This window comes from Streptomyces colonosanans, assembly GCF_001866645.1.
Classification (GTDB): Bacteria; Actinomycetota; Actinomycetes; order Streptomycetales; family Streptomycetaceae; genus Streptomyces; species Streptomyces colonosanans.
Genome location: NZ_MLYP01000058.1, coordinates 91584 through 107851, shown reverse-complemented (window position 1 = coordinate 107851; position 16268 = coordinate 91584). Strand labels below are relative to the sequence as shown.

At 68.7% G+C, this 16268-nt stretch carries 13 protein-coding genes and 2 pseudogenes; 6 read left to right on the top strand and 9 right to left on the bottom strand.

The window, feature by feature from the left end; all coding sequences use genetic code 11:
* Nucleotides 1-38: 38 nt before the first annotated feature.
* The gene (locus BIV24_RS22000; RefSeq protein ID WP_245766891.1) at nt 39-764 is read left to right on the top strand and encodes a hypothetical protein; all 726 of its coding nucleotides are present in this window, start codon (nt 39-41) and stop codon (nt 762-764) included.
* A 12-nt stretch (nt 765-776) separates the two neighbouring features.
* Here the strand turns inward: BIV24_RS22000 and BIV24_RS32280 are convergent.
* Nucleotides 777-1043, bottom strand: a pseudogene (locus BIV24_RS32280) (ATP-binding protein); the annotation flags it as partial.
* Nucleotides 1044-1346: 303 nt separating this feature from the next.
* Nucleotides 1347-3623 carry an MMPL family transporter gene (locus tag BIV24_RS21995; protein WP_071368118.1) on the bottom strand — a complete coding sequence of 759 codons (2277 nt, stop codon included), beginning with the start codon at nt 3621-3623 and terminating at the stop codon, nt 1347-1349.
* A gap of 260 nt (nt 3624-3883) precedes the next feature.
* Between BIV24_RS21995 and BIV24_RS21990 the strand changes: the two genes are divergently transcribed.
* The 4 genes from BIV24_RS21990 to BIV24_RS21975 all read left to right on the top strand — a co-directional run bounded on the left by BIV24_RS21990 (nt 3884) and on the right by BIV24_RS21975 (nt 7787).
* Nucleotides 3884-5053: a sensor histidine kinase gene (locus BIV24_RS21990; protein ID WP_071368117.1), complete on the top strand. Its 1170-nt coding sequence runs from the start codon at nt 3884-3886 to the stop codon at nt 5051-5053.
* The gene (locus BIV24_RS21985; RefSeq protein WP_071368116.1) at nt 5053-5742 is read left to right on the top strand and encodes a response regulator; all 690 of its coding nucleotides are present in this window, start codon (nt 5053-5055) and stop codon (nt 5740-5742) included. Before BIV24_RS21990 ends, BIV24_RS21985 begins: the two co-directional genes overlap by 1 nt.
* 102 nt (nt 5743-5844) lie before the next feature.
* Nucleotides 5845-6909 carry a lipoate-protein ligase LplAB gene (lplAB, locus tag BIV24_RS21980; protein ID WP_071368115.1) on the top strand — a complete coding sequence of 355 codons (1065 nt, stop codon included), beginning with the start codon at nt 5845-5847 and terminating at the stop codon, nt 6907-6909.
* Nucleotides 6910-7115: 206 nt separating this feature from the next.
* Nucleotides 7116-7787 carry a hypothetical protein gene (locus tag BIV24_RS21975; protein WP_071368114.1) on the top strand — a complete coding sequence of 224 codons (672 nt, stop codon included), beginning with the start codon at nt 7116-7118 and terminating at the stop codon, nt 7785-7787.
* 29 nt (nt 7788-7816) lie between these two features.
* Here the strand turns inward: BIV24_RS21975 and BIV24_RS36110 are convergent, their stop codons facing one another.
* From BIV24_RS36110 to BIV24_RS21955, 6 genes are all read right to left on the bottom strand, one after another.
* Complete coding sequence (locus tag BIV24_RS36110) at nt 7817-7945, bottom strand: hypothetical protein (RefSeq protein ID WP_281247762.1); 129 nt, start codon at nt 7943-7945, stop codon at nt 7817-7819.
* Nucleotides 7942-10701, bottom strand: coding sequence for a helix-turn-helix transcriptional regulator (locus tag BIV24_RS21970; RefSeq protein WP_071368113.1), 2760 nt, complete (start codon nt 10699-10701; stop codon nt 7942-7944). The genes BIV24_RS36110 and BIV24_RS21970 overlap by 4 nt, the downstream gene beginning before the upstream one ends.
* 78 nt (nt 10702-10779) lie before the next feature.
* Nucleotides 10780-12057 (bottom strand): cation:proton antiporter, encoded by a 1278-nt coding sequence (locus BIV24_RS21965; protein WP_245766890.1) that lies wholly within the window; start codon nt 12055-12057, stop codon nt 10780-10782.
* A gap of 48 nt (nt 12058-12105) precedes the next feature.
* Nucleotides 12106-12711 carry a response regulator transcription factor gene (locus BIV24_RS21960; protein ID WP_071368111.1) on the bottom strand — a complete coding sequence of 202 codons (606 nt, stop codon included), beginning with the start codon at nt 12709-12711 and terminating at the stop codon, nt 12106-12108.
* Nucleotides 12712-12782: 71 nt separating this feature from the next.
* The gene (locus BIV24_RS34845; RefSeq protein ID WP_218149325.1) at nt 12783-12959 is read right to left on the bottom strand and encodes a hypothetical protein; all 177 of its coding nucleotides are present in this window, start codon (nt 12957-12959) and stop codon (nt 12783-12785) included.
* A 981-nt stretch (nt 12960-13940) separates the two neighbouring features.
* The gene (locus tag BIV24_RS21955) at nt 13941-14633 is read right to left on the bottom strand and encodes an MFS transporter (protein WP_342745266.1); all 693 of its coding nucleotides are present in this window, start codon (nt 14631-14633) and stop codon (nt 13941-13943) included.
* A 137-nt stretch (nt 14634-14770) separates the two neighbouring features.
* Here BIV24_RS21955 and BIV24_RS36105 point away from each other — a divergent pair.
* Nucleotides 14771-14968, top strand: a pseudogene (locus BIV24_RS36105) (diiron oxygenase); the annotation flags it as partial.
* A gap of 233 nt (nt 14969-15201) precedes the next feature.
* Here BIV24_RS36105 and BIV24_RS21950 read toward each other — a convergent pair.
* The gene (locus BIV24_RS21950; protein WP_071368109.1) at nt 15202-15987 is read right to left on the bottom strand and encodes a beta-ketoacyl-[acyl-carrier-protein] synthase family protein; all 786 of its coding nucleotides are present in this window, start codon (nt 15985-15987) and stop codon (nt 15202-15204) included.
* Between the last annotated feature and the right edge of the window lie 281 nt (nt 15988-16268).

Genomic DNA, 16268 nt, shown 5'->3' with positions numbered 1-16268 from the left:
ATTGAAGCGGACGGTACCGACACTCGATGATGGCGCCCGTGACAACCAGCGCAGACCTCACGCCCGCCCGGATACCCGGCTACGACGGCGGCCCCCTCACCCGCCGCCCCGACCTCCTCGAGGAGCGGCTCTTCTGGCTCGGACACCTCTTCCCCTGCGCCCTCGGCAGCGAGGACGGCGAGGAACTGCTGCTCGGCGCCGACTACGACGCCGCCGGAGACTTCCACCGCCGGCTGCACGAGCGCGCCGACTGGCCCGCCTTCACCGTGCCGCTCACCGCCGGCCACCGGCTGCACGTCGTCGTCCGCACCTTCGAGGACGACCCGGGCACCGACTTCCTCGTGCACCACCCCGACTGGGACCAGGCCGAACTCCTCGCCGTGGCCGACGGCCACTTCATGGGCCCCGCCCTGTCCTGGCCGGAGTTGGTCGCCGCCGCGGACAGCGGTCTGCCGGGCGGCTCCACCGCCGACCCGGGCGCCCGACTGCTGCTCCTGCTGCCCGCGTTGGGCGACGACAACCTCCCCGACGACGCCGCCGAACGCCTGACGTCCGCCCTACGGGCCCTGGTCGGCGTCGAGGACCCCGTGGCGCTCGCCACGGTGCTCCTGGAGAGCCAGGGCGCGGCGGGTACCGCGACCTGGACCACCATGGACGACGGCATCCGGGTCAACGACGGCGCCTACTCCTTCCGCAACCCCGCCAACGGCTTCGCCCTGCCGCCCTTCCGGCTGGCCCGTGTGTCGGCCGCACTCACTCCCTGACAGCGGGGCCGCCAGTTCGCACCACACGGTCTTGCCGCCGGGCCACCGGTCCACACCCCACCGCAGGGTCAGCGCGTCGAGCAGAACGAGGCCGCGGCCGGACTCGTCGTCCTCGTCGACCGTCAGGCACGGGACTGGCAGGGCACGCGGATCCGGGTCGGTGACCTCAAGCCGCGTACGGTCCCGGGTGCGGGACACACGGACGGTCACGGGGATGCCCTCAGCAAGATGGCGGATGACATTGGTCAGGAGTTCGCTCAGGCAGAGTTGGAGATCGGCGCAGGGTCAACGACACAACCGTCAGTGCCGCGACGGCCATTCTCGGTTGGGCGTCGATGAAGGGCGGCCTTCCGACAGCTGCTGCAGGGTGATGGTGACCGCCTTGGTACCACTGACAACGCGCCCGACGGAACTCCCCCGTGCTCTTGCTATCGACCGCACTCCAATCGTGGCTCCCGGCACCGATCTCTATCAGGCCGACGGCGCCTGGCAGCCGCCGTCGCTCACCGAGAGCGCATGGCGCAGGCGCCCGGCCGGAGAGCGGGCGGCCGCGGACTGAGCTCACCCTCGTCGGCAGATTGGTCAGTGGACGAAGTCACCGTCGTGGTAGGGCCGGTCGGCCGCAGGCGGAGGCGCGGTGTGGGGGCGAGGCTGTGTGCGGCGCGGGCGGACCGGCCACCAGATGCCCCGGCCGAGGAGCGCGGCGAGCGCCGGTACCAGCACCAGAGAGAGGACGAACGCGGAGAGCAGGATGCCTAGCGCGGTCGCGAAGCCGATCTGCTGGGTCGACGGGTCCGCATTGACGCCGAGGCTGCCGAAGGAGGCGGCGAGGACTATGCCTGCGGTCATGATGGCCGGCGCGGTGTGGCGCACGGCGCGGGCGACGGCGGCGCGGGCCGGGCCGGGGTGTTCCATCTCCTCGCGGATGCGGTCGCTGATCAGGATGTTGTAGTCGGTGCCGAGGGCGACGACGAAGAGGAACAGCACCAGCGGCAGAACAAAGTTGACGCCCGGCTTGTCGAGGAGGCGCTGGAAGAAGAGCGTGGAGGCGCCGAGGGTGGCGACGAAGCCGAGGCTGACGGCGATCATGAGCACGGCCGGGGCGAGCAGGCTGCGCAGCAGCACGAGCAGGATGAGGGCGATCAGCACGGCGGCGACCGGGAACACGATCCTCAGGTCATGGTCGACGGCGGTGGAGACGTCCGCGAAGATCGCGGCGGTGCCGCCGACATGGGCTTCGGTGCCTGCGGGTGTGTGGCGGGCGACGGCGTCGCGGACGGGTCCCGCCACCAGGTGGCGGGCCTGCGCGCGCTGCGAGTCCACGGTGAGGTACAGGTCGATCCGGGCGGCGGTGCGGTCATCGTTGAGGACGGTCCTGCCGACCTGCCCGACGCCCTTGACCTCGGCGAGGGCCTTGGGCAGCGCCTTGAGGCGCCCGGCGGTGAGGGCCTGGTGGTCCGTGGCCTCGACGTAGACGCTGGCCGGGTCGGATACCCCCGCGGGCAGGGCGCGGGTGATCTCGGCGGAGGTGGCGGCCGCGGCCGTCTTGTGAGTTCCGCCTGTCTGGCCGAAGTCCATCCGGATGCCGATCAGTCCCGCGGTCAGGGCGCCGAGCAGAGCGAGGCTGGCCAGGATGGCGGTCAGCGGGCGGCGGGCCACGAAGTCGCCCAGACGCGCGGCCCTGCCGGGGCGGGGCTCGCGCTTCAGGGCGCGGGAGGGCCAGAACATCTTGCGTCTGGTGACGGCGAGGAGCGCCGGCATCAGGGTGAGGCTGGCCAGCAGCATCACCAGGACCGATACAGCTACGGCGGGGCCGAGCACCCGGAACTGGCCGAAGGTCGCGACTCCGAGCGTCGCGAAGGCGGCCACGATGGTCAGGGCGGCCGAGGTGATCGCGATTCCGACCCGGGCGCTGACCTCGCCGGACACGGTACGGGCCGGCAGGTCCGGGCGCGCCCTCAACTGCTCGCGGAAACGGAAGAGGAGGAAGAGGAAGTAGTCGACGCCGATGCCGATCAGTACGACGCCGATGATGCTCGGTGTGCCGGGGTCGAGCTTGATTCCGGTGAGCATCGCGACGCCGACGACCGCTCCCGCCGCAGCGCCGCCGACCAGGGCGACCGCGAAGAGCGGCACGAAGGCCGCGAGCACGCTGCGGAACACCAGAATGTTGATCAGCACGATCAGACCGATCATGAGGAACCCGACGACCGTCGTGGTCGTCTTCTCGGCGTCGGCGGTGTCGACCTGGTCGGCCAGGCCGCCGGTGAACCCGGTCCGCATACCCTCCTCGACGAACGCCTGCCGCGTGCCGTCGCGGACGGCACGGTAGAGGTCCTGGAGGCCCGGGTCCGTGGAGTTGCCCGTCAGCTCCACAGACAGCAGCTCGAAGCTGCGGTCGGGCGCGACCACGGCGGGGCTGACTCTGGGCGTCTGGGAGTAGTCCTTGACCAGGAAGGAGGGCCCGTTGTCGTCGTTCTTTGGCATCTGCACGTGCCGGTGGGCCAGCTTCTCCGCGACGGCGCCGATCGTGCGCTGGTCCGGTGCGGTGAGGGGCTTGCCGTCGGTGCGGGCGACGAGCACGGTGATCGCGTTGGCGTCGGGGTCGGCTCCGAAGCGCTCCTCAGCGATCTTCATCGCGGCGGCGGAGTCGTAGGTCGCGGGCAGGAAGTCGCCGGCCTGGCTCTGGGTGACGCGGAACAGCAGCACCTGGCCGAGCCCGCTGAGAAAGATGCCCAACACCGCCCACAGGGCGATGACCTTCCATGGGTTCCGGGTGGAAAACCCGGTCAGGGCGCGGATCACGTTGTCCTCCGGCAGTGGGTGGTGCGCCGCGTTTGCGGCCGGTCTCCAGCTCATCAGCGGTCGGCGCGGGAATCGTCCGAGCGCCGGACGAGAAGAGGTGTGGGAGCGGGGTCCGGGCCGCCGTGCCGACCAGGACCCTGGTCCCAGGCCGGGCCGGCTCGAGGTCCCGGGGCGGGACCGCGAGAAGCAGATGGGAAACTGGTGCCCCGAAAGGCGACGTTTGCCCGGTCGAACGTCGCCTGCTGAATCACGTTGCGTCACTGGATCACGCCATGCCGGTCGTACGGCACCGGCAGCGTCAGAGGAGGACCGTCATGCCGACAGAGGGCCCTGGGCCCGGGGCACCCGAGGATCGGCCGGGCGGTGAATCGCTGCCGTGGACACGCAACGACGCGCTGGTCGCAGTCGGGGCGGCGGTCGTGGACCTGATCGGCTTCGTCTTCGGCACCCAGGCCACCCTGGGGCACGTCCCCGCCGTCGGGTGCGTTCTCCTGGTCGTGCCCGCTCTGCCTCTGCTCGTCCGGCGCCGCGCTCCGGTGCCGGTGCTGGCGGCCGTCCTGCTGTTCGGGCTGGCGCTGAACCTGAGCGTGCCGATGCCTCAGCATTTCAACGCCACGCTGGTGGTGGCGCTCTACACGGTCGTCCGCTTGCGGGGCCTCGCCGTGACGGCGCCGGCGGCACTTGCGGCGATCGTCCTGCCGCTGGTGGCACAGACCTCGTGGCCACACCCGTCGTTCATCGACGTGGCGGGCGCCGTGGCCGCCGCTGTGCTGGTGGTGGGGGCCGCGACCGTGATGAACCGCTGGCAACGGGACAACGAGGCCAGACGGCAGCTGCTCGCGGACCAGGCAGTGGCCGCCGAACGGCGGCGCATAGCACGAGAGTTGCACGACATCGTGGCGCACCACATCACCACCATGCAGCTGATGGCCGGGGGCGCGCGGGCCAACCTGACGGCGTCCCCGGAACAGGCCAGGGAGGCCCTGGTGACGCTGGAGGGGTCCGGCCGGATGGCACTGCGCGAGATGCGCCAACTCCTGGACGTCCTGCGGGCCGGAGACGAGGCTGAGGAGGAACCGACCGCCCCGCAACCGGGAATCACGGACCTGGACCGCCTCGTCACCGAGTCCTGCCGGTCCGGGGTGCCCACCGCGCTCGATGTGCGGGGCGAGCCGCGCACGGTGCCGTCGAGCATCGGGCTGACCCTGTTCCGGGTCGTGCAGGAAGCACTGACGAACACCCGCAAGTACGCCCGTGAGGCAAAGGCCGACGTACAACTGACCTACGGTCAGGGCGAGGTGACGGTGGAGGTGTCGGACGACGGGCCGGGCGCGGGCTTCAGCGCCGGGTCCGGATACGGACTGATCGGGATGCGGGAGCGGGTCGTGCTGCACGGTGGGACGCTGGAGGCGGGCCCGCTGGACGAGGGCGGGTTCCGGGTCCGGGCCCGGCTGCCGCTGCCGGTCGACGAGGGGGTGCGGTGATGAACGGTACGGCGGACGCGGAGCCGATCAGGGTCCTGATCGCGGACGACCAGCCGCTGGTGCGCCGGGGACTGGCGTTGATCCTCACGCCGGACCCCGCCTTCGAGGTGGTCGGCGAAGCAGAGGACGGCGAGCAGGCGGTGACGCTGGCGCACCGGTTGCGGCCTGATGTGGTCGTGATGGACATCCGCATGCCCGTGCTGGACGGGGTCGCCGCGACCGGCCGTCTCGCTCGGGAGCTGCCGGACTGCCGCGTGCTGGCGCTGAGCACCTTCGACATGGACGAGTACGTGGTGGCGGCGCTGCGTGCGGGCGCCTGCGGGTTTCTGCCCAAGGACATCTCGCCGGAGGAACTGGTCACGGCCGTCAGGGTCGTGCACACCGGGGAGGCCGCCGTCGCACCCCGACTGATGACCCGGCTGATCTCCGCCTACGTCAGGGCCCCGCAGCGCCCCGATCCGCCCTCCGCGCACACGGACCTGCTGACGCCGCGTGAGCTCGAGGTGTGGCGGCTGATGGCCACGGGCCTGGACAACACGGAGATCGCGACGACGATGGACATCAGCGTCTCGACCGTGAAGAACCACATCACCAGCGTCTTCGGAAAACTGGGCGTCCGGGACCGAGCGCAGGCGGTGATCGCCGCGTACGAGACGGGGCTGGTCGAGGTGGGACAACGCGGCCAGTGAGGACGGCGGACGGTGAGAACGGCGGACGGAAACGCCCCGGGCCCGGGAACACCACGGCGGTCCCCGGCGTTGATCTCCTTCGGCAGGACAGGAGGCCGATCAGTGCACGGTGAGTACAAGGTCCCGGGCGGCAAGCTCGTCGTCGTGGATGTGGACGTCGAGGAGGGCGTGCTGCGGCACGCGCGCGTGGCGGGCGACTTCTTCCTCGAACCGGACGAGGCGCTCGACGCCGTGAACCGCGCGCTGGAGGGCGCCCCGGCGGACACCGACGCGGCCGGCCTGGCCGCCCGGATCGACGCGGCCCTTCCCGAGGGCACCGTGATGTACGGGCTGACCTCGGAGGGCATCGGGATCGCGGTGCGCCGGGCCCTCGCGCACGCCACCGACTGGACCGACTACGACTGGCAGCTCATCCATGAGGGCCCACAGGCGCCGGCCCTGCACATGGCGCTGGACGAGGTGCTGACCTCCGAGGTTGCCGCCGGGCGTCGCCCGCCGACGCTGCGCGTGTGGGAGTGGGGTGCCCCGGCGGTGATCATCGGCAGCTTCCAGTCGCTGCGCAACGAGGTGGACCCGGAGGGCGCAGCGCGCCACGGCATCCAGGTCGTGCGCCGGATCTCCGGGGGCGGCGCCATGTTCGTGGAGCCGGGCAACACGATCACCTATTCGCTGTCCGTGCCCGAGGCGCTCGTGCACGGGCTGTCCTTCCAGGACAGTTACGCGTATCTCGACGACTGGGTGCTGGGTGCGCTGGGCGACATGGGCATCATGGCCTGGTACCAGCCGCTGAACGACATCGCCACGGAGCACGGGAAGATCGCGGGCGCCGCCCAGAAGCGGATCGTGGGACCGGGTGGAGGGCCCGGTGCCGTTCTGCACCATGTGACCATGTCGTACGACATCGACGCCGACAAAATGCTCGAAGTCCTGCGTATCGGGCGGGAGAAGCTGTCCGACAAGGGCATCAAGAGCGCGAAGAAGCGGGTCGATCCGCTGCGCCGGCAGACCGGGCTGGCGCGCGAGGCCGTCATCGGGCGGATGATCGAGTCGTTCCGCGGACGCTACGGCCTGGCGGACGGCGAGGTGACGGACGCGGAGCTGGCTCGCGCGCAGGAGCTGGCACGGACGAAGTTCGGCTCGGCGGAGTGGACGGCCCGCGTGCCCTGAGTGCGCCCCGGTGTGTGTGGCCCGGGCACCGGGTTCACGTACCTGTGGGCGCGGCAGGACAGGGCCGCTTCGGAGTTGAGTCTCTGTCACAGCGCGACCACGGAGCGAGTTCAAGCTTCCTGCCCTGCAAAGAGTCATGTGACACTGGCGTACGATCCGCAGTGCGGACTTCCCCCGCACCGTCCTCCCCCATCGAGAAGTGCGCCGTGCGTTCTCTTCCTCTGCCGCTCGCCCTGACCGCACGCCTGCTGCCGGTTGCCGTGCTCGCCGTGGCGGGCTGGGCTCTGTCGTCGGATCCGCCCGCCTCGACCTCCGCCACCGACCACAAGTCGGCGCAGAAGACCCCGGACTCCCAGGACGCGCCCGCTCCGACGGCGTCGGCCGCGGTCAAGACGTACACCACCGCGCCGGCACCGTGCACCAGCCTGCCCGAGAAGACGATCACGTCTTTGGTCCCCGGCGCCAAGCCGGCCGGGCAGGAAATCCCCTCGACGGACAAGTCGCTGCGGCGCACCTGCTCCTGGAACGCGCTCAAGGGCTACGACTACCGCTGGCTCGACGTGTCCTTCGAGATCGCGGGCTCCGAGGCGCAGGCGCAGAAGTCCTACCAGGAACGCACCTCGAAGCAGAGCGGCGGAGGGGCCGTGCCCGGTCTCGGCGACACTGCCTATTCCGTCGTGAACCTCACCACCAAGGACAAGCAGGAGACACGCGAGGGGGTGGTGCTGGTGCGCGCGTCCAACGCACTGGTGGTCGTCACCTACAACGGCAGTGACTTCGAGACGAAGAAGGCGCCCGGTACGGACGAGATCAACAAGGGCGCCATCAAAGCCGCCAGGAGTGCAGTGACCGCCCTGGAGAGCGGCCGGAAGAACTGACCGCCCGCCCGCCCTGCGCGGTCGGGCGGTCAGGCCGTGGCCTTCTCCCGGCCACACAACAGCATCAGCGCCGTGCAGAGCACCACCGACGTGCCCGGTCCCACCGCCCGGGATCGCGGGACCCCGTCGCCGAGCGGCTCGTGGGCGGCGGTGGTCATGGGACGAGTTCGGGTAGGCACGAGGGGAGTTGGGTACGGCGGCGGATGCCGAGTTTTCGGTAGGCGCGGGTGAGGTGCTGTTCGACGGTGCTGACCGTGATGAAGAGCTTTCGGGCGATCTGCTCGTTCGTGGAGCCTCGGGCGGCCAGTTCCGCTACTCGCCACTCCGCCGAGCTGAGCTGGCGGACGGGTGGGTCGGTCTCGCTGAGGGGCTGCGCTCCCGCTCCCTCGTCGGCCGCCACTGTCGGCGATTCCGGCAGGAGTGCCGCGGCGCATCGGTCTGCCAGTGTCCTTGCCCTATGGGCGTGGCGGCGGGCCTGGGCGGAGTCGCCCAGCGACTCGTGGGCATGGGCCAGCTCGGCGAGCGTGTACGCCAGGTTCAGTGAGTCGCCGCAGCGGTCGAGAATGTTCGCCGCCTTCAGCAGCATCGGCGGACGCTCGTCCGGGCGGAGGGTGGCTGCCAGAGCGCGGTAGGTCAGGCCGCGGGTGCGCGGGTGACCTGAAGGGAGCAGCGACATCTGTTCCGTCAGGAGTTCCCTTGCCTGCGCCACGAGGCCCTTGTGGAGATACGCGCGGGCGGCATTGGCTCGCCAGGGTACCGCGGACGGGCAGTCGGACTCCCAGAGCTTCATCAGGTGTCCAGCCGTCAGGAAGTCCTTAAGAGCGGCGTCGTGGCGGCCGCGCGCGAGATGGAAGCGGCCACGGGCGTCGAGGTAGATCACTCCGCCCAGGGTCCCGAAGGCGGCGCTGGGAACGGGGAGGTCAAGGTGGCTTTCGGCCTCTCTCAGGTTCCCCATCGCCGTGGTGGTGAGGATCAGGAGCGAAAGTGGGACGGCAATGGCCGTTCCCCAGCTCTCGCGCGGCATCAGCGCGAGCGCGGCGTGTGCCTGCCGCTTGGCGTTCGGCAGGTCTCCGAGGCGGTAGTGGATCTCCGCGCGCGCCGAGGTGAACATGGCGTTCCATACGAGCCCGTACGTCTCCCCCATGGAGGCGAGAAGGGCATCGCACCATGCCGACGCCTTGTCAAGGTTGTCGGAATAGATCAAGACCATGAGTGAGGCGAGCGATGACGCCGGGCTCGCCGCTCCGGCCAAGGCCTCCCGGAGGACGAGTTCCGCGGCGGGGACGGCTCCCTCCTCGCCGGCGCCCCGGAGGACCGCGCCGAGTGCGGCCGCGGCCCGATGCTCGGGAGCGCTGAGGCCGATGTCCAGCGGGGCCGCGTCCTCGAATCCCGGGGCGAGTGCGATTCCCGGGCACGTGAGCGGGAGCCACAGGCGCAGCTGCTCGGCGTATGGGGCGGCGTCCTCGCCGACCTGCGCGTGAGAGTCGTCGCCGAGGCATGCCATCACTCGCGTCGCCTGCTCTACCTGGCCGTTCCAGAGCAGGCTTCGGACGACGGGGACCGACTGCCGGACGGAGAGTTCGCCCTGCTCGGCGGCCGCGACCAGATCAGGCAGGTAGCTCTTCACCGCCGCGGGGTTGTACCGCCACACGACGTCGGCGAGCTTCGCGGCGGTGTCGATCCGTTCCCGCCTGTCCGCGCACTCACGATGTGCCCGCTCGAGATAGCTGATTGCCGCGCCGTGGTCTCCGTCGGCCAGGGCCTGGTCCGCGGCCTCACACAGCACCCGGTTCGCCCAAGGGATCGCTTCGTCGATACGCATCAGGTGTTCGGCCGTCACGAGTGCGGGGGCGCCCTCCTGGTGCAGCAGGCGGGCAGCCCGAGACCGCATGGCGTGGCGCTCTTTCTGCGGGATGCTGCCAAGTACGGCCTCACGCACGCTGGGCTGCCCGAGAAGATCATGCTCCAGCAGTCCACCGACGCCGGGGGACGCGGCGACACGCCCGAGCGATTCCGGGTCCATGCCGCAGAGGCGCGCAACGACGGCCACCGACCTGAACTCGCCCAACGCGGCCATCGCCTGCGCTATCTCGAGCACAACGGGCTCGGCCCGGTAGAGGCAGCTCAGGACGGCACGGCCGAAGGCAGGGGCGGCCACCGGCCGCCGCTGCGCGGCCGACTCCGAAATCCTGCCGGCGTAGTCCTCGGCCAGAGCATGCACCAGCAACGGCCGACCGCCGCTGAGCTGTCTGCATTCGGACGCGATCCGGCCCGCCATCTCAAGATGGAAATAGTCTTCAAGTACCGTCGCGACTCCCGTCTCCGAGAGCGGCTCAAGGTCCAGCTGGGTGCAGTTCGGCATCCTGAGTACCTCAGCCTGGAGGATGCGCTGGACGCCGTCCCGGCCCATGTCCGGGCAGTAGGTGAGGACGATCGATATCGGCGCGTTGCCCATCCGGCGCATGAGTGCGAGCAGGCACTGCAGCGACTCGACGTCCATGAAATGCGCATCGTCGATGCAAACGACCAGCGGCGAGCTGTTGGTCAGATGCTGGAAGGCACTGTGCAGCAGACCGAGGATCGGCGGGAAGACTTCACTGTGCGCTCCCGACCTACCGACGCTCTCCACCAGTGCGCGGACCTCAAGTTCCGCGCCGTGTGAGAAGAGCCGGCGCCCCCGGAGAAGCTGATCTATGACCCCCAGCGGCTGGAAGCGCTCGAAACTCGACGCGGTGGCCTCGAGGACCGTCGCGCCCGCGTCGGCGGCGTCGCGCGCGAAGGCGTCCAGCAGGGCTGTCTTTCCACTTGCGAGCGGGCCGCCGATGGCGACCATCCGACTTCTGCCCAGCGAGCATTCGTTGTAGACCTGGGCCAGTGTCTTTTCTTCCTCATCCCGTTCGACCAGCTTCTCCATCACTTCTCACCATCTCGCAACACAGGGACAGGGGTGAATCGGAACCCGACGAATGCACGCGATCATGTGTGTGAGATGTCAGGAATAGTCCAGCGCTCCGGGGGCCGATGCCGGGTCCGGGACGCTCGGCGCCGGCACCACCTTGCGCCTGCGGTCGATCACGGTGATGAGCGGCCCGGTCATGGCGGTCGTGATCAAAGCCATGAGGACGAGGACCGTGAACAGCCGCCCGCCGATGATGCCCGCGCTCAACCCCACGTTGAGCGCGATGAGTTCGGTCAGGCCGCGAGTGTTCACCAGCGCGCCGATCATGGCCGACTGCCCGGTGTCGAGACCGCCGAGCCGCGCCATCGCGTAGCCCGCGGCGGCCTTCCCGCCGATCCCGCACACGAGGATCACGGCGAGCAGGGCCACGTCGGGACCGCTCAGCGTACCGATGTTGGTCGTCAGCCCGGTGACCACGAAGAACAAGGGCAGCAGCAGCCCTCCGGTCTGTTCCATCGAGCGCAGCACGTCCGCGTCCGGTGCGCCCTCCGGTTTGGGCATGACGAGCCCGGCGACGAAGGCCCCGAAGATCGGGTGCAGACCGAGGGAAGCGGTGGCCCAGGCCCCCGCCGCCGCGAGCACAAGTGCGACCGGAATCTGACTCGACACCACGGCGCCTGGGCGTTGGATCCACCACTTCAGCACTGGACGGACCACGAAGATCATCACCGCGACGAAGCCCGCGAGGAGCACTACCATCTCGAGCCAGGACCTGCTCCCGGCCGCATCGGTACCGATGAGGGCGGCGGCGAGGACGAGCCACGCGGACACGTCCATGAGCCCCGCGGCCGCGGTGGCTATGTCACCCACGGGGGTCCCGGCGATTCCGCGTTCTCCGATGATCGCCGCGAGCACCGGGAGTGCCGTGATCGACGTCGCAACGCCGAAGAAGAGCACGAAGGAACGGCCGCTGGCATGCTGGCCGTCGAAGGCGCCGAGGTGCTGCACCCCCAGGGCGATGCCCGCACCGAGGGCCAGCGGAATAACCATGGCGCCGACGGCGATCAGCAAGACTGGTCTTCGGTGGCTGCGGACGGATCTCAGGTCGATTTCGTAGCCCACGGCGAACATGAAGATCACAACGGCGATCTGGGCGATGACGGAAATAAAGGGTATTGCCTCGCGCGATAAGAGGTGAGCCGTCGGATTGCCCGGAAGCCTGCCGAGCAGGCTCGGTCCGAGGATGATACCCGCGGCGATCTGACCGACCACGGTCGGCTGCCCGATCCGGCGCGCAAGGGCTCCGAGCAGACTTGACGCCCCGAGCACAAGGGCGATATCGCCGATGACGTCGGCCGTCACCACATCCATGTTCATTATCGGTCCCCAATTGGTCGATGAATTCGGTGAGCAGGAATTTCAAAGCCCGTGCGCGTCTCTGGCGATCCGCAGCGCGTCGATGCGATTGCGCGCACCGAGCCTCGCCACCAGGGATGAGAGGTAGTTGCGCACGGTCCCCTCGGAGAGGTGCAGCCGCGCCGCGATCTCGACGATCGTGTCCCCGTGGGAGAGGCGCTCCAGTACCGAGAGTTGGCGCGAGGTCAGTGGACAGCCCGCGTTGGCCAGGGCGGCGACCGTCAGGTCCGTGTCAAAGACGCGTTCGCCCTGATGCACCCGGTGCAGGGCCTCGAAGAACCGACTGGGCGGCACGCTTCGCTGCAGCATGCCGTCGACTCTGCTGGAGAATGCCTGGCGGACGATCGATCGGGTGAAGCTCTCGGCCATAACCAGACTCCGGCACTCCGGAAGGCTCGCGATCTTCTCGGCAAGGCCGATCGCACTGCCGTCCACGCCGTCGAAGCAGATGATCGCGATATCCGGCCTATAAATCTCGGCGAACTCCAGCGCGTCGGTGTCGCCGCCGACAGCCCCGACGACTCGGATCTCCTCACGCTTCTCGATCAGTGCGGCAAGCGCGCTTCGGGACAGCAATAAATCGTCGGATAACATCACTTGGATTCCCATTGATTCCCCTGAAATGAGAAACGACTCGCTGCCGCCCGAGAAAAGATCCGGCCGGATATCGCGTCAGTAGTTCAGCCGGAGAGCAGCACGTCCGGCACGATGTCGGGTCTGACGACGGCGCCCGGGTCGATCCGGAAGGGCCGCGCCTGACCGATGGCCACGCGGTACCTCCCGCGGCCCACCGTCCTGGAGACCGCCTCGGCCATCCACGCCCCGGAGGGTATGTGGGCGATCCGCCACGGCGCCATGGAGTTGCCTGTGCGGCAGCAAGCGGGTGGGCTTCGGGCCGGAGGCGGACATCGAGAACGCCGCGATGCAGACCGGCTCGTCCGCCGGCCCGCCGCTGCGCCGGATACGCACGGCCACCGACCCGTAGGCGAAGGACACCGTCTCGGACCCGGCGGCCATGTCCACGATGGAACCACCGATTCGGCCCTGGGAGTGGAGTAGTGGGCGGCGCGCCTGCTCCGTTTGTACGGCCAGCGGAAACCCGCAAGGGGTCGGTCCGGTTTCTTGGTGAAACCTCTCCCTGCACCCTAGGCCGGCGATCAACAAGTTGATCTCGTAACCCTCGCGAATGTCCTGAACCACCCATTCGATCTCGGGTCCCACCATGCCCACCCCCCCGTTTTGAGCCGTGCATGACGATGGCCGAAGATAGCCAGTCTCGATATGGAAGGTCAAGAACCCAGTTCAGTAGGTTGTCACGCCGAACTGATCAATCAGCACCACGCACCGACACGCCCCGGACGCCTGCTGGAAACGCCCCCTGGAATGCCGGGACTCGGCCGGGACAGGGAAACACACAGCTCAAAGCGTCAGTGCCGGCCGCGGCGATCAGAGAGACGAGTGTCGATCTTGAAGCAATCGGCCACACACCGCCTCACCCGCACCAGCAGAACCACGACCCCACAAGAACTCGCAACCGTCGCCGGACACAAGCTACCACGTGATCAATTTAAGAAGATATTGATCAACAGCCCCTAAGGGTTGTCCCTTAATTCAACGACTGTCCCTTAAATGATCTCAGCCTTGATCTTGATGACGGTCCGCCGACAAAGCAGGCGGACCGTCATCAAGATCAAGGCTGGCGGGCAGTTCTTCTCGGCGGCGCCGTGGTCACGGATGGCGGCCAGGGGCGCCGTCCACGATCAGCACGGTGATCAAAAAAGAGCAGGCCGGGCCCTTTTTCGCACCCGACCCGCTTCCATCAGCAAATGACCCCCTGGTCACGGCCGCGTGGTCGTCGGCCGGCCATCGAGCGGTTCATGAGCCTTCTCCTTGGCCTCCTTGGCCGACGCCACGGCCGGCAATGCCAGAGCAGCCAGCGCGGTGACGAGCATGAGACCCGCATTCACGAGGAACGCGACGCGATAGCCCTGGACGAGCGCGTCGAGGCGATCACTGTCATGGCTCGCGTGAGAGGTCACCCTGGACGCGATGTTCACGAGCACGGCAAGACCGACGGCTCCGCCGATCTGACGGGACGTGTTGAGCAGCCCGGAGGCGGCACCGGCGTTCTTCGGATCCACACCGGTGGTGCCGCTGATGGTGACGGCGAGCAGCATGATGCTGACGCCGAACCCGCCGACCAGGTTCGGGGCGAGGATGTGGGTCAGGTAGGCGGAGTGGGTGGGGATGGTGACGAGCCAGGCGATGCCCGCGGTGGCGATGAGGCCGCCGGCCACCAGCATGGGGCGGGCGCCGACCACGGGAATGAGCTGGCGGGAGGTGAGGCCGCCGACGATGAAGATGACGGTGATGGGCAGCATGGCCATGCCGGTGCGCAGTGCGCTGTAGCCGAGAACCTGCTGGCAGTACAGCGACATGAAGAAGAGCAGGGCGGTCAGCGTCACGCCCAGGCAGAACGTGAGCAGATTTGCGATCCGCAGAGTCCGCGGCCGGATCAGGTCGAGCGGGATGAGCGGGTGGGAGCTCTTGGCTTCGTCGACAAAGTTGATTGAAAATAATCTTGTCGATCCTGCCTCGGGAGGTGGACTGTGTCAGGCCGGCCTGTAGTGGTGGATGCGCCCTGGGAAAGGGTCGCGGATTCCATTGAATGAACGCCGCTTCCGTGGATCACCTCTCGCCGGTGGCCCGCGAGATGATCGTGTTCGCGCGCATCCTGATCTTCGAAGAGATCGTCGACTACTACAACGCGCACATGGCGACCGACCAGTCACTGCCGCACATCGCCCGCGAGATCATCCGGGTGCACCACGTGGACGAGAGCAGGCACGTCGCCTTCGGCCGGATGACCTTCACCAACCTGCTCGGCCAGGTGGTCAAGCGCGACCCGGACGAGGTGCCGGTGGTCGCCGAGTACCTCGAGGACTACCTGCAGTACAGCATCGCCACCTGCTACCAGCGAGATGACTCGTCATGGCAGATTAATCCCGCACATTTCCTCGCGTGTTTTTCATCGAATGAACGGATACGACTGATTGCCCCGCCGGGACCGACATCCGCGGCGAGGCAATCAATGGGGATTCAGTTCACCGACCGCCGGACGATCGTGCAGGAGAAGGTGAATCCGGCGCCGCACTGGATGAGCATGCCGACCTCACCGGGCTCAAGTGCCGCCCCCATCTCCGCCAGGTCTGCCAGGTACTCCGCCGGGCCGAGGCAGCCGGTGGCGTTCTCCAGGTACTCCGGCCGCCTGCCGAGGAGCAGATCGACCCCGGGCTTGAACACGTTCTCGCGCATGTGCCGGATGAGCCGCGGAACCGTGACGCAGCGAATGTCCTCCGGCGCGACGCCGGCCTTGGCCAGGCTTCGCTGCGCAGCGGCGTACAGCTTCTCGATACCGCTCTTGCCGAGTGGCGCCGCCTGGGCCGTGGCCTGGAAGGCGTTGTTGGGGCGGTCGATCGGGGTGCTGTGCCAGAGCGGGGCGAGACCGAACTTGTCGTCTCCGCGCATCTGGGTCTCGAACGCCGGATCCGCCGCCATCTCGAGCGCCAGGAGGTCGAGCAGGTCATTGCCGTCGCCGCGCCGGCCGAGCACGACCGCGACGCCCGCGTCCCCGCAGACGGCCTCGTCGTTGCTCGCCCACCGGTCGAACCCGGGCCCGCAGAACCGGTCTGCGGCCGTGACGAGAGCCGCATTCGCGTCAGGCGTGGCGGTCATCCACGTGGCCGCGAGGTGAAGCGCCAGGGCGGCGCCGTTGCAGGCCTGCTGCACGCTGATGGGCAGACTGCTGACGGCCCCCGACTCCTGCGCGATGTAGTGCGCCGGCGACCACATGTCGAATCCCTGGTGGTACACGTGCGCGTGCACGAGGTAATCCGACGGTGCCCGGCTCCACACCGCTCTCCCCGAGCGCGTCCCGCGCGGCCAGCACGGCCATTTCCGGTGCCGCCAGCTCGTTCGCGACGGTCACTTCCCTGACACCGATGCGCTCGATGTCCTCCGGGCTGAGCTCACCGGTGGGCGGAATCTCCTTGTCCGGCGGGAACCAAGCCGCCGCCGCCTTGATGCTCAGCCCATTGCCTTGTTCAGCCATCGACTTCTCCGCCCCTTCTCAGTTGAACGTCCAGGTGAACTCACGGCTGCGACCT